Annotated in this window: 10 protein-coding genes and 1 pseudogene; 2 read left to right on the forward strand and 9 right to left on the reverse strand. The window is 49.5% G+C overall.

All coding sequences use genetic code 11. The features are described 5' to 3' along the window. On the forward strand, window positions 1-181 hold a 181-nt coding region (locus DWX91_RS16960; protein ID WP_207664035.1), incomplete at its 5' end, for a hypothetical protein. 35 nt (window positions 182-216) lie between these two features. Here DWX91_RS16960 and DWX91_RS14560 read toward each other — a convergent pair. From DWX91_RS14560 to DWX91_RS14600, 9 genes and pseudogenes are all read right to left on the reverse strand, one after another. Next, the gene (locus tag DWX91_RS14560) at window positions 217-1107 is read right to left on the reverse strand and encodes a DMT family transporter (RefSeq protein WP_118472824.1); all 891 of its coding nucleotides are present in this window, start codon (window positions 1105-1107) and stop codon (window positions 217-219) included. Window positions 1108-1153: 46 nt separating this feature from the next. Further along, the gene (locus tag DWX91_RS14565) at window positions 1154-2203 is read right to left on the reverse strand and encodes an aldose epimerase family protein (RefSeq protein ID WP_118539442.1); all 1050 of its coding nucleotides are present in this window, start codon (window positions 2201-2203) and stop codon (window positions 1154-1156) included. Between the two features lie 699 nt (window positions 2204-2902). Beyond that, window positions 2903-3988, reverse strand: coding sequence for an aspartate-semialdehyde dehydrogenase (asd, locus tag DWX91_RS14570; RefSeq protein ID WP_118468829.1), 1086 nt, complete (start codon window positions 3986-3988; stop codon window positions 2903-2905). 358 nt (window positions 3989-4346) lie between these two features. Beyond that, window positions 4347-5813, reverse strand: coding sequence for a nitrite/sulfite reductase (locus DWX91_RS14575; protein WP_243099069.1), 1467 nt, complete (start codon window positions 5811-5813; stop codon window positions 4347-4349). Window positions 5814-5934: 121 nt separating this feature from the next. Next, complete coding sequence (deoD, locus tag DWX91_RS14580; RefSeq protein WP_118539444.1) at window positions 5935-6624, reverse strand: purine-nucleoside phosphorylase; 690 nt, start codon at window positions 6622-6624, stop codon at window positions 5935-5937. A gap of 66 nt (window positions 6625-6690) precedes the next feature. After that, a pseudogene (locus DWX91_RS14585) lies at window positions 6691-8933 on the reverse strand (DNA topoisomerase (ATP-hydrolyzing)). Between the two features lie 85 nt (window positions 8934-9018). Then, window positions 9019-10938 carry a DNA gyrase/topoisomerase IV subunit B gene (locus tag DWX91_RS14590; protein WP_118539446.1) on the reverse strand — a complete coding sequence of 640 codons (1920 nt, stop codon included), beginning with the start codon at window positions 10936-10938 and terminating at the stop codon, window positions 9019-9021. 269 nt (window positions 10939-11207) lie between these two features. Further along, window positions 11208-11993, reverse strand: a complete 786-nt coding sequence (locus DWX91_RS14595) for a ZIP family metal transporter (protein ID WP_118491150.1) — start codon at window positions 11991-11993, stop codon at window positions 11208-11210. Window positions 11994-12365: 372 nt separating this feature from the next. Next, a complete protein-coding gene (locus DWX91_RS14600) occupies window positions 12366-12602 on the reverse strand; it encodes a hypothetical protein (protein WP_022360338.1) in 237 nt (78 codons plus the stop codon). A gap of 155 nt (window positions 12603-12757) precedes the next feature. Between DWX91_RS14600 and DWX91_RS14605 the strand changes: the two genes are divergently transcribed. After that, complete coding sequence (locus tag DWX91_RS14605) at window positions 12758-14137, forward strand: MATE family efflux transporter (protein WP_118539448.1); 1380 nt, start codon at window positions 12758-12760, stop codon at window positions 14135-14137. Window positions 14138-14221 lie beyond the last annotated feature (84 nt).

Consider the following 14221-nt stretch of genomic DNA (forward strand, 5'->3'; position numbering starts at 1 on the left):
ACGCGCCACGCTCGGTTTCTCGGCTATAAATAACGATTTTGCCACGTTGTTCTGCTCCTATCTTACTAATTTCGTAACTGTTCAGTACCTTCACAGTCACGCGCAAAAATCCATTAAAAATTGCCTACGGCAATGGGATTTTTGCCTGCTGGCCCATGTTTTCGTACGGTCAGCGCAGTAAATGCGCAGACCTGCTGAACAGTAACCTAATTTCCTCTAATTACTTTTCCGCTTCGGCGTCCACTCCGCCAGAATCGCCGCCACAAACATCAGCGCACAGCCAATTAGCATCCGCACCGTCAGCTCCTCATGCAGCAGCCAGACAGAGAACAGGAGTCCAAACACCGATTCAAACGACAGTAGAATCGAGGATGTGCTGGCGCTCAGATATTTCTGCCCCACTGTCTGAAGCAGAAAACAGAGCATGCTGGATGCGAGTCCCAGATACAGCATCGAAACTGCTACTCCCGGCAGTGTAAATACTTTCGGATGGAACGCTCCTTCCGTGAGAAGCCCCAGCACCCACGAACACGCCGCCGCTGTTCCCATCTGCATGACCGTCAGGCGGATCGGAGTGCAGTATGCCGTGAAGCGATCCAGAAAAATCATATGAACCGCAAAGCAGATGCCGCACACCAGCGTCAGGAAATCACCAAAATTGACCGACAGATCGCCTTTCAGCGATAAAAGAGCCAATCCCACAACAGCAAATCCCGCTGCGACCAGGTTATTTGCCTTCGGGCGCACATGATTAACCGCCCATGCCAGAAACGGCACGATCACCACATACAACGTCGTAATAAACGCATTTTTACTCGCGGTCGTGTATTTCAGCCCATACGTCTGAAAATAATAACTGATAAATAGAAACAATCCCGCCAGTGCGCCGCATTTAAACTCCTGCATCGACATTCCCCGGATCTGTTTCCAGAAAAGAGCCGCCATCCCAAGCGCCGCGATCGTAAACCGGTACGCCAAAAGGTATGTAGGTGTGATCGCGTCCATCGAATTTTTCATCACAACGAACGCGCTGCCCCAGATAATTGTTACAAATAAAAGGCTGGCAGATGCCAGCACTTTTACTCCCTTGTTGTTTGTCTCACTCATGTCAATCTCTATCCTATGTCAAAATAATCACAAATCAAATACAAATTTAAACCGTCATAAATTTATAACTGGTCGTTGTATCGTATTTCTCGCCCTTTTTCACGATCGGGGATACAAATCCCGGCATGTTGACTGCGTTCGGGTAATACTGCGTCTCAAAGCAGTATCCCTGGCGTCTCACATACTTCACGCCGCCCTTACCCGGAACCTGTCCGTCCAGGAAATTGCCCGTGTAGAACTGAACTCCCGGCAGATCGGTGTATACCTCCATCTTGCGCCCGCTCTCCTCGTCGATCGCAGCCGCCGCCAGACTGAATACGCCTGACTCATGGTTGAGAATCCAGTTATGATCGTAGCCGCCGCCCAGTTTTAACTGATCGTAATCCGCTTCTATATCACGTCCGATCGGCTTGAAATCCGAGAAATCCATCGGAGTCCCCATTACCTTGCGAATCTCACCGGTCGGGATCAGCACCTTGTCTACCGCCGTGATCGCATCACTGTCAATGTAAACCATCTGCGAAAGCGCCGGACCACTCTCATGACCTGCCAGATTGAAATACGCGTGGTTTGTCATATTAAAAATGGTATCCTGATCGCAGGTCCCCTCGTAATGAATCTTTACTTCATTTTCATCTGTCAGCGTGTAGGTCACACGGATCGAGGCATTTCCCGGATATCCCTGATCGCCGTCCGGGCTTTCCAGTGTAAACGAAACCTGATTAACGCCCGTCTCATATTCTGCCGCCCAGATACGGTTCCGGTAAAAATCCATGCCGCTGTGCAGGTTGTTCGGGCCATCATTCGCCGTCAATTCGTATTTTTTATCATTTAACGTAAACACCGCGCCGCCAATCCGGTTTGCATTTCGTCCAACAGCCTCGCCCAGATGCCCATCGCTTACCAGGCAGTCTGCTACTGTTTCATGTCCCAGCAGGACATCCGCCATCTCTCCGTTCCGATCCGGCACCAGCATCGTGGACCAGATTGCACCCAGATCTAAAAAGGATGCAGAAACTCCATTCTGATTCATCAATGTATAACGGCTGACCTCTCTGCCATCTTCCATTGTTCCAAAGATTGTCTTCTCAACCATGCCAAATCCCCCTTAATTTTTAGAATCCGAAAAATATTTTTCGCATTTTTATGCTTACTTATGTCAGAATAAATCTATTTAACTTTTCAAGTCGAACGTCCGTGAGACTTGGCGCGTGATTCTGGTCAGCGAAGCTGACATATTCCTATCAGAATCACTGTGCATCCTCGCGGAGCGTTTATCTCAGTCGGAGACAAGGCTTCCACTGAGACAAATTTGCTATTACTTACCACCTGAAGAGGTGGGAGTCTTCTCGACTGAGATAAATAGCTGATTTATTAAGTATACAATACTTTTCCCCTCATGCACACCCATTTTTTCCAAATCCCATTATAAAAATTTAAAGATTCGTTACTGTTCACACATGTGTGCCCAGTAACAGGCTTTTGCCGATGCTTCACATTCCAAATCGGCAAAAGCTGCAGCCAGAACTGTATCTTACGGAATTTTCAGTTCAGAAAATTCCCACCTGTGAACAATTACCAAGATTCCATTTCAGATAAAAAAGAAGGTTCCTTGACACATCACGCGGAGCATTTTTTTGTGTCTTAGGACGAAGTTTCCTATGGCACAAACAAAAACTGCCGTTCCGGACAGAGTCAGCCATCGTTTTTTTAACAGCCTCTCCGCCACTAGGCGGCAGTTCTTACTTTTATCAGTTTTAATTTTCTATTTCACGGATTCTCTGAACAGATTTCTTTATTTCGCCTGAATATATCCCTGTGCGGTCAGAAGTTCTGCACACAGTACCGCACCGCCGGCTGCGCCGCGCAGTGTGTTGTGGGAGAGACCTACAAACTTCCAATCGTAAACTTTGTCTTCTCTCAGACGGCCAACAGATACACCCATGCCCTTCTCATAGTTGACATCCAGCTGTACCTGCGGACGATTATCCTCTTCCAGATACTGAATGAACTGCTTCGGTGCGCTCGGAAGCTCCAGTTCCTGCGGAAGTCCTTTGAAATTAACCAGCTTCTCGATCAGCTGCTCTTTGGTTGGTTTCTTTCTGAACTTTACAAATACGGCTGCTGTATGTCCGTCCAGAACCGGTACACGGATGCACTGGCAGGTAATCACTGGCTCGGATGCCTTCACGATCTCGCCGTCCTTGATCTCTCCCCAGAGACGAAGCGGCTCCTGCTCGCTCTTCTCCTCCTCACCGCCGATGTACGGGATGATGTTGCCTTCCATCTCCGGCCAGTCTTTGAACGTCTTGCCAGCTCCGGAGATTGCCTGATACGTCGTAGCTACTACCTCATATGGCTCAAATTCCTTCCATGCAGTCAGAACCGGTGCATAGCTCTGGATGGAGCAGTTCGGTTTTACCGCTACGAAGCCTCTCTTGGTTCCCAGACGTTTTTTCTGGAACTCAATTACCTTAAAGTGCTCCGGATTGATCTCCGGCACTACCATCGGAACATCCGGTGTCCATCGGTGTGCGCTGTTGTTGGAAACAACCGGTGTTTCTGTCTTTGCATACGCATCTTCAATCGCACGGATCTCTTCTTTTGTCATATCTACGGCGCTGAACACGAAATCAACTTCGGATGCTACCTTCTCGATCTCGTTTACGTTCATAACGGCCATCTTCTTCACACACTCCGGCATCGGGGTCTGCATTTTCCAGCGTCCGCCGACTGCCTCCTCATATGTTTTTCCTGCAGAACGCGGGCTTGCTGCCAGCGCAGTAATCTCATACCACGGATGATTTGCCAGAAGCGTGATGAAACGCTGACCTACCATACCAGTTGCTCCCAGAATGCCTACACGTAATTTCTTTTCCATGTTCATCGTTTTTCTCCTCTTCTGACAGCGGCTTTTTCAGCTTCTCATGGCAGGATGGAGTTTGGATAGGAAGCTCCTGCTCTGCAACACGTTTTCACTCTGCCGCTGTAATTCTTGTCTATCCTATAACAAAACAAACAAAAAATCAACATTTTTCCGCAAGAAAAATACATTTGTACGTCACTCACGGACATTTGATAAATTTATAACGTCTGTCACGGATTTAACGATGTTTTAACTCAAAATAGGTTCTTCTAAGCTAAGTATTCCGCTGCAGCCTTCTCAATCCCATCCGGGTACTGCGTCCGGTAGCTCTCAAAATCAAGTCCCCTTGCCGCAATCTCTTTTCCAAGTTTGACTAAGAACGACGGATCTCGCTCTCAAACATCGTGCCAAGCTCACGTCCCATCGTCTCTTTTCCCTGTACCTCATTTCCGCCCAGATAAAATACAAATGCCGGCTGTGCCTTGCCATCTGCCATCCGCACGCCGCCGCGGAATCCCATCGGTCCGGTCTGGTGGGTACCGCAGGAAGACGGACATCCGGAAATATGAATCTGCGGAAGTGCGCCGTCCGGGATCTGTGCCTCCCCAACCGCCTTTACACATGCCTGTAACAGAGCCTGCGAATCACGTGCACCGACCTGACAGATCGACGCACCGATACAGCTTACCGATGTCTCAAACTTTGTCTGAGCCGTCTCCTTCGTCGCCTCCAGAATCTTCTCTGCTTCTGCTCCGGTCAAATTAATGATGTACGCAGTTTCATCCGGTGCCAAGCGAAGCTCTGTGCCGTCAATCGTCTGCATCCGTTCTCCCAGGGCTGCCAGCGTCTCCGGGCGCGGCTGTCCGCCAATCGGATGCCAGATAACCGTATAAAGTCCCGGCTGTTTCTGCTCCAGAACACGTTCTCCCGACGCGCTGCTTCCATCGCCTGTTTTGCTCTGCTTTTCTTTTATTCCTGCCGCTGCCATCACTTCCTCGCGGGAAAGATCCAGCTGCTCCCCGGATGCCAGTACCTCCTGAAGCTTCTCCTGATACGCCTTCCGGTAATTTTCCGCTCCGCCGAGCGCTTCCTGCATATACCGGGTACGCGCTTTTCCGCGGTTTTCGTAATTGCCATATGCCCGGAATGTCAGCCACATCGCCTTAATGTAATAAAGAATCTTCTCCGGCGCAACGCCCTCGGCAACTTTAACGCCAAACTGCGGATTGTTTCCCAGGCCGCCTGCACTGTACACATCAAACGTTCCGTCCGGACAAGCCGCAAATCCCAGATCGCGGTAGGTCGCGTGCGTCACATTCGACGGTGAATTAGAGAAACAGACCTTGAGCTTGCGCGGCATCTTTTCCGCATTGATAAAGGTCATCAGATATTCTCCCGCCGCCTTCGCCCACGGCATAACGTCGAAATATTCGCCCTCTTCCACGCCGGAAAGCGGAGAACACATCACATTTCGCGGAAAATCCCCGCCGCCGCCCATCGTCACGATCCCGGCATCGAGTGCCTGCTCCATCAATTCACAGACTGATTTCTCATCCAGATTGTGAAACTGCACACTCTCACAAGTCGTAAAATGTACCATATTTACCTGATATGCACGGATTGCCTTTGCGATAAATGCAAGCTTCTCCTTCGACACACATCCTGCCGTCATACGCAGACGCAGCATGCTCGCCGCGCCGCCTTTCTGTGCATAACTGCCGTAACGTCCTGAAAAGCCCTTATATGAGCCCTTATCCATCTTTCCTGCATAAAAATCCCTCGTTTTTTCACAAAACTCCGGAAGATCTGTTTTCCACTCCTGTGGAGCAATTCCTATCATTGTTCTCTCCTGTTTTCTCTTCCTGCTGCCACCACGTTTTCTTACGGCACTTTCGGTTCCAAAAGTGCCTACCCATAAACAGTAACCTTCAAATTCTACTTTTATTTTACCAGCTTAGCACTTACACCAGATCCAGCGCCACTTCCATCATATTGGTAAACGTCTTCTCGCGTTCTTCTGCCGTCGTTGCCTCTCCGGTCACTGCCGAATCCGATACGGTCAGGATACAGATCGCATTTGCGCCCGCATAGGCAGCGTTGCTGTAAAGTGACGCCGACTCCATCTCCACTGCCAGCACGCCCATCTGCGCCCAGGTAGTTCCGTTCGGCTCAAGCGGTGGGTTGTAGAACATATCGGAACACAAAATATTACCGACATGATATTTTAAATTTCTCTTTTTCGCAGACTCAACCGCCTTTTCCAGCAGCTCATAGCTGCACACGCAGGAATAATCCCCCGGCAGGCGGAACTGTTTTACATAGTTGGATGTCGTACAGGAGCCCATCGCAAAAATAAGCTCGCGCACCTTTACCTCCGGACGCAGCGCACCGGCAGTTCCGATCCGGATCAGATTCTTGCATCCATAAAAATGAATCAGCTCATACGAATAAATTCCCATCGACGGACAGCCCATGCCGGTTCCCATGACCGACACGCGTTTGCCCTGATAATAGCCGGTATAACCGTACATATTTCTCGTTGTATTGAACTGTTTTGCATCCGTCAGAAAATGTTCTGCGATATACTTTGCCCGCAACGGATCGCCCGGAAGCAGAATTGTCTCCGCAATCTCGCCCTGCTTTGCCCCGATATGAGGGTCGGTGTGTTCTGAAGTTCAGTCATATGAAATACCTCCTTTTTTTCTTTCTGTTTGGTTCTAGCTTCTCGCCCGGCTTCCCTTGCCGTCGCGGTGCCCTATTTTCAAACGGCTCAAATGAACCGGTTTTTCTTTATACATAACGATCGGATCGTCCTCGGTGCCGTCCAGCAGATGGATTGCCTCCAGCGACTCGGTACGTCCCAGCTTGATGCCGCGCACACCTTTCGCATTCTTCTTCATCTCCGATATCTCCTCGATCGGGAATCGCAGGAAGATACCGCTGGTTGTCTGGATGACCGCCTCTCTCATGCCATCCGCCGGCTGTACCGAGAGAAGCATATCATTCTCCTGCAGCTTGGTCGCCGCCACTGTCCGGTTATTTGTCTCAAATTCCCCGCCCGGCACGATCTTGATCATCGCATCCTTCGTTGCAAATAATAGCTTCTGTCCCTTTAACTGCGCCGCATTCACCACACAGACCGGACGTTCTTTGGTGCCATCAAATTTACTCAGGTTATCAATCGGCACACCCTTATCGCGCAGCTTTCCAAACGGAATCTCCGTCACCTTCACCTGATGGAATGCACCCAGATCCGTAAACAATCCGATCTTATCCGTCGTATGGCACGGCAGTACATACACATTCTCCGTGTCCACTGTCTCCCGGTTCCGCTCGTAGATCGACGGTTCCAGAATCTTGCAGTAACCAAATTTGTCCAGCACGAACACGCCCGGTCTGGCGCTCTCCGCCGCCTCGTCATACACCGCCTCGCGTCCATCCTCGATCTTCGTCCGGCGTTCCACTGCAAACTCTTCCTTGATTGACTGCAGATCTTCTTTAATCACCTCGTCCATCGCCTCACGGCTGCCGAGAATCTTCTGGTATTCTTTGATCTTGCGAAGTGTCTCTTTGTACTCCTTCTGCAATGCCAAGATCTCCAGGCCGATCAGTTTATAGAGACGCATTTCCAGAATCGCAGATGCCTGTTTCTCCGTAAAATGAAGCTTCTTGGCATCTTCCTCAAATCCCGGTGTGCGGAACTGGATTTTGGAAATATCGCCCTCCATCAGGCAGGCTTTCGCATCTTTCAGGTTCTTCGAACCGCGCAGGATCGCGATAATCAGATCGATGCAGTCGCAGGCTGTGATCAGACCTTCCTTGATCTCCTTCTTCTCCTGCTCCTTTTCCAGAAGCACCTGATACTTGCGGGTATTATTTTCATACTGGAAATCCAGGTAATTCTTTAAGATTCCCTTTAAATTCAGCGTCTCCGGGCGTCCATTCGTGATCGCCAGCATATTGACGCCGAATGTATCCTCCAGTTTTGTCTTTTTATACAAAATATTCTGGATTTTCTCAATATCCGCATCTTTCTTGAGTTCCAAAACAATCCGGATTCCTTCTTTATTCGATTGGTTGGAAATATCCACCACATCGGCAAGTTTCTTGGACTCAACCAGATCTGCGATATCCGACAGACATTTATTGATGCCCGCGCCGATCATCGTGTACGGAATCTCCGTGATTATCAGCTTGTCCCGGTCAGAACGGCGTTTTCCAAGCTCCACCTCCATCCGGGCACGCAGCTTGATGCGCCCCATTCCCGTCTCATAGATCGCCGGAAGCTCACTCTTATTCGCAATGATGCCGCCTGTCGGGAAATCCGGTCCCTTTAAGACGCTCAGAAGCGCTTCCGTCTCCATCTCCGGCTGATCGATATACGCCATCACCGTATCGATGACCTCGCCCAGATTGTGCGGCGGAATGCTGGTACTCATGCCGACCGCAATTCCCTCGGCACCGTTAATCAGAAGATTCGGCACACGGACCGGCAGAACCTCCGGCTCTTTCTCCGTCTCATCGTAGTTCGGCACAAAGCGGACGGTCTTATCCAAATCCTTTAAATATACTTCCTCCGCAAACTTCTGGAGACGCGCCTCCGTGTAACGCATCGCCGCCGCCCCGTCGCCCTCGATGGAACCAAAGTTCCATGTCCGTCTACCAGCGGCATTCCTTTCTTAAAATTCTGTGAAAGCACGACCAACGTCTCATAGATCGAACTGTCGCCGTGCGGGTGGTATTTACCCATCGTATCACCGACGATACGCGCCGATTTCCGGTGCGGCTTGTCGTGCCCCAGATGCAGCTCCCCCATATCGTAAAGGACGCGGCGCTGTACCGGTTTCAAACCATCCCTCGCATCCGGGATGGCGCGGGCCGTGATGACACTCATCGAGTAGTTCATATAGCTGCGCTGCATTTCCTCTGAATATTCTGTCGTAATGATCGTTTCAGCCATTCTATTTTCTATCTCCTAAATTCCTGTCATATACTTTCATAATCGTAACTGTTCAGTGCCTTCACAGTCACTCATAATCTTTCTATTAAGCATCTATCTCCGCCTCATCCGCGTGATCGTAGATAAACTGCCGTCTCGGCGGCACGTCGCTTCCCATCAGCATCTCCGTGATCTCCGACGCCATCCGGGCATCCTCGATCTCCACACGCTTGAGCACACGGTTCTCCGGGTTTAACGTCGTCTCCCAGAGCTGTTCCGCATCCATCTCGCCCAGACCTTTGTAGCGCTGCAGGGTAAATTCCCCTGTGTGGGTTTTGCGGTAGCGCTCCAATGCTTTCTCATCGTATAGATACTCTTCTTTTCCCTTTTTCGGAATCACCTTAAATAACGGCGGCATCGCAATATATACGTGCCCGTTCTGAATCAATTCCGGCATAAAACGGTATAAGAAAGTCAGAAGCAGTGTATCAATATGGCTTCCGTCCACATCGGCATCCGTCATCAGGACGATCTTGTGGTAACGCAGCTTCGCAATATCGAAATCATTGCCATATCCTTCCGAAAAGCCGCAGCCGAACGCATTGATCATCGTCTTGATCTCGGCATTCGCCAACACCTTGTCCATCGAAGCTTTCTCCACATTTAAAATCTTGCCCCGGATCGGCAGGATCGCCTGATAGCGGCGGTTTCGTCCCATCTTAGCTGAACCGCCCGCGGAATCTCCCTCGACAATGAAAATCTCACATTTCTCTGCCTCGCGGCTTTCACAGTTTGCCAGCTTTCCGTTGCTGTCAAAGGAAAAACGGGATTTCGTCAGCATATTGGTCTTGGCGCGTTCCTCTGCCTTCCGGATCTTTGCAGATTTCTCCGCACAGGCGATGATCGCCTTCAATACCTCTAAATTCCGGTCAAAATAAAGCTGCAGCTCGTCCCCTGTCACGCTGAACACCGCTTTTGTCGCATCGGCACTCGCCAGCTTTGTCTTCGTCTGCCCCTCAAAGATCGGATCCGGATGCTTGACCGCCACAACCGCCGTCATGCCGTTTCTCGTATCCGGTCCTGTAAATTTTGTATCTTTTTCCTTCAGGATTCCCAGCTCTTTCGCATAGCTGTTGATCATCTGGGTAAAACGCGTCTTAAAGCCCGCCAGATGCGTGCCGCCCTCCTGTGTGAAAATATTGTTGCAGAAGCCGAGTACATTTTCCTCAAATGCATCGACAAACTGGAACGCCACTTCAACCTCGATCTGATCGCTGACGCCCTTAAAATAAATTGGATCATGAATCGGCGTCTTCGTGCTGTTCAGCTCGCGCACATACGCCACGATGCCGTCCGGCTCCGAATAAGTCACCTTTTCAGCCTCGCCCGCCCGCTTATTCTCATAAAGAATCGTCAGCTTCGGGTTCAGATATGCCGTCTCATGCAGGCGGCTCTTGAGCCAGTCCGCCTTGAACCGCGTTTTTTCAAAAATCTCCGGATCCGGCAGGAAATTGATCTCCGTTCCGGTCTCTCTTGTCTTTCCAACCACCGGCAGAAGACCATCGATCAGTTCAACCGTCGGGATGCCGCGCTCATATGCATCGTGATGGATCTGTCCATTCTTATATACATTGACCTCCAGATGCGCTGAGAGGGCATTGACAACCGACGAACCGACGCCGTGCAGACCGCCGCTCGTCTTGTACGCATTGTTGTCAAACTTGCCGCCCGCGTGCAAGGTCGAGAGCACAATTCGCTCCGCTGCCACACCCTTTTTATGCATCTCCACCGGAATACCGCGTCCATTGTCCCGGACGGTGCAGGAGCCGTCCGCCTCCAGCGTCACGCGGATCTGGGAACAGGCGCCCGCCAGGTGCTCATCGACCGAGTTGTCCACAATCTCATAGATCAGGTGATTCAGTCCCTTCGTTCCCACACTTCCTATATACATACCAGGACGCTTACGGACAGCCTCCAGCCCCTCCAGAACCGTTATGCTGTCCGCATCATACTGTGTTTTACCCATAGATTCATTCCTCCTGTGCCCGACCTGGGAATCATATTTGCTGCCATTTACACGTGTGATGCAAACGGCAGCTTTTATTTCACTGGTCAAGCTGATTTCTTCCACTTATAATACGTATTTATTTTATGACTTTGAAAAAAAGTAGTAAACCGTTCTCATTTACTATAAAAATATTATTACATAAATTCAAAAATTTTGCAACGCATTTTTCAGAACAAACGTTCGCTTTTCAGGCAACCGGATTCCATGCCAGCACTGCCAGCTTTCTTTTATCCCAGCGCCACATCCAGAATCATCATCAACACAAATCCAACCGCAAATCCGATCGTTCCCATATCAGAATGACTGCCCTGCGCCGACTCCGGAATCAGCTCCTCCACAACCACGTAAATCATCGCCCCTGCTGCAAGCGCCAGGAGAACCGGCAGAACCGGTTCCAGATAGCGGTACGCGGCGATCGTCGCAAGCGCCCCGATCGGCTCGACGATACCGGAGAGTGTTCCCATCGCAAACGCCTTTTTCCGGCTCATCCCCGACTCACTCCGAAGCGGCAGGGAAATGATCGCTCCCTCCGGGAAGTTCTGAATCGCAATTCCAAGTGAAAGTGCCAGCGCCGCTGCAAGCGTGATGCCGCTCTTTTCTGCTAAGAATCCGGCAAATACCACTCCGACTGCCATGCCCTCCGGGATATTGTGAAGTGTGACCGCCAGAACCAGCATCGTTGTCTTCTTGAGCCCGCACATATGTCCCTCCGGCTCATCACTTCCCAGATGCAGATGCGGAATCAGGCGATCCAGCAAAAGCAGCATCAGAATACCCACCATAAACCCAATGGATGCCGGCAGAAATGCCAGACGCCCCATCGCTTCGCACATATTCATCGATGGAATTAAAAGCGACCAGACCGACGCCGCCACCATCACCCCCGATGCGAACCCCAAAAGCGTTTTCTGGATGATCGGCTTTAACTCATTTTTCAAAAAAAAGACGCAAGCTGCTCCCGCCGTCGTACCGACAAACGGAATCAAAACCCCAAGTAGCGTATTATGATCCATATTCATTCCCTTCGCTTTCTTTTTTAATATCTGAGCGGTTCTTTCCCCGGAACCTTGTTTTTTTTCTTCTATTTCTCTTTGAGGTACCGGTTTGATCAAAGAAGTCATCTCAAGTTCCTCTGATTGAATATTCCTATTGTAGCATATGCACCTTTCTTTTGCACGGTTCCTTTTTATCATTAAGCCGATTTCATCCGCCAATCCCGGCTCAAATCCGATTCAAACAACCCTCTGTTTCGGCACCGGCATTCTTTCATATATTTCGTTTACAAATGTTTTTTCACAAAATAAAAAAAGAACCAGAAACCAGGCTGTCCCTAATTTCCAGTTCTCTTTTCATTCTTTGAATACAATGATTTATCGCTTTTTAATTTATTTCTGCTCAGAATTCTGTTTGATAAACTCATGAACATCGTTTACGCTTAAATTGCTCTCTTCGATCGCATCCAGTAATTCGCTTAATTCAGCTTTACGAATCTCAGCCGCTAATTCCTTTTTCTCTGCTTTCAGAGCTTTAACGGTTTCTTCTAATTTAGCCAGCTTCTCTTCTACCGCTGCCAGCTTCTCTTTGTTTACTTCTAATGCAGAACGTTTTGGTCCTCTCGGCATAATACATACCCCTTTCGTTTTCTTTGAGAATAGCACAAATCTCTTATTTGTGCAATATCGAACTTCCTTTTTTGAATGTCTTTCTCTCTGGACAAATTTCTTTTGCTTTATTATAATATCAGGTTGTATCCAAACGCAAGAAAAAAGGAGTTTGTATGAGTAATTCCAATACACAGAACGATTTTTCCAAAGGAAGTATCGTTAAAAATATCATGAATCTCGCGATCCCGATGACGTTGGCGCAGCTTATCAATGTCCTGTACAACATCGTCGACCGCATCTACATCGGGCGCATTCCCGATCATGCCACCCTATCTTTGACCGGCATCGGGCTTTCGCTGCCAATCATCACGCTCGTCATCGCATTTGCCAACCTGTTTGGCATGGGCGGTGCTCCGCTCTGCTCGATCGAACGCGGGCGCGGGGATATCAAAGAAGCCGAGGCAATCATGGGAAATTCCTTCTCCATGATGCTTATTTCCGGTGTGCTTCTGACCGTGCTCTGCCTGATATTCCGCAAACCAATGCTGTATCTGTTCGGCGCCAGCGACGCTACTTATCCATATGCGGATGCCTACATTACGATCTATCTGCTCGGCAGCCTGTTCGTGATGGTCGGGCTTGGCATGAACTCGTTCATCAATTCACAGGGCTTCGGGCGCATCGGCATGATGACCGTCCTTTTAGGCGCTGCCGCCAATATCCTGCTCGACCCGATTTTTATCTTTGTGCTTCACATGGGAATCCGCGGCGCGGCGCTCGCCACCATCCTGTCGCAGCTTCTCTCCGCTATCTGGATTCTGCGGTTTTTAACCAGTGACAAAACAATCCTGAAACTGAGACGTTCTTCCATGCGTCTTTCCGCGCAGAGAGTCCGGAAAATCGTCGGACTCGGACTTTCCGGTTTCACAATGTCGATCACAAACTGCACCGTCCAGATCATGTGCAACGCGACCTTACAGGTATATGGCGGCGATCTCTACGTCGGTGTTATGACCGTTATCAACTCCATCCGTGAAATTGCAACGCTTCCGGTAACCGGCGTCACCCACAGCGCCCAGCCGGTGCTCGGTTTCAATTATGGGGCAAAAAAATACGGACGTGTTAAAAAGGCGATCGTCTTTACCTCTTTTATTGCAATTTTATATACGACCGGTATCTGGCTGATCGTCGATGGTTTCCCTGCATTCTTTATCCGCATTTTTAACCAGGATGCCGAACTCATCGCAGCAGGTATTCCGGCGATCCGCTTATACTTTTTCGGATTCTTTATGATGTCGCTCCAATTCTCCGGACAGTCGATTTTCGTCGGTCTGGGCAAATCCAAAAAAGCGATCTTTTTCTCTATTTTCCGAAAAGTAATCATCGTCGTTCCGCTGACAATCCTGCTGCCAGGTATGTTCGGAATGGGCACTAACGGCGTATTCGCCGCCGAACCGATTTCCAACTTTGTCGGCGGAATTGCCTGCTTTGGAACGATGCTTTTGACGATTTGGAGGGAATTGACGAGATTGCAGAAAGGGAAGGATTCTTAAAAATAGAGAGGTTATTTATTTAAATGAAAGTGGCTAAAAGTTTGTGGGACGGACTTTTAGCCATTGCTGTATATAACGATAGTT

The sequence above is a fragment of the Clostridium sp. AF22-10 genome (assembly GCF_003478725.1).
In the GTDB taxonomy this organism is placed as follows: domain Bacteria; phylum Bacillota; class Clostridia; order Lachnospirales; family Lachnospiraceae; genus Otoolea; species Otoolea fessa.

Excerpts from the sequence above, each read along its gene's own strand:
- DWX91_RS14565 (WP_118539442.1), bottom strand. The coding sequence starts at position 2,203 with ATGGTTGAGAAGACAATCTTTGGAACAATGGAAGATGGCAGAGAGGTC.
- DWX91_RS14605 (WP_118539448.1), top strand. The coding sequence starts at position 12,758 with ATGAGTAATTCCAATACACAGAACGATTTTTCCAAAGGAAGTATCGTT.
- DWX91_RS14575 (WP_243099069.1), bottom strand. The coding sequence starts at position 5,813 with ATGATAGGAATTGCTCCACAGGAGTGGAAAACAGATCTTCCGGAGTTT.
- DWX91_RS14560 (WP_118472824.1), bottom strand. The coding sequence starts at position 1,107 with ATGAGTGAGACAAACAACAAGGGAGTAAAAGTGCTGGCATCTGCCAGC.
- DWX91_RS14595 (WP_118491150.1), bottom strand. The coding sequence starts at position 11,993 with ATGGATCATAATACGCTACTTGGGGTTTTGATTCCGTTTGTCGGTACG.
- asd (WP_118468829.1), bottom strand. The coding sequence starts at position 3,988 with ATGGAAAAGAAATTACGTGTAGGCATTCTGGGAGCAACTGGTATGGTA.
- DWX91_RS14600 (WP_022360338.1), bottom strand. The coding sequence starts at position 12,602 with ATGCCGAGAGGACCAAAACGTTCTGCATTAGAAGTAAACAAAGAGAAG.
- DWX91_RS14590 (WP_118539446.1), bottom strand. The coding sequence starts at position 10,938 with ATGGGTAAAACACAGTATGATGCGGACAGCATAACGGTTCTGGAGGGG.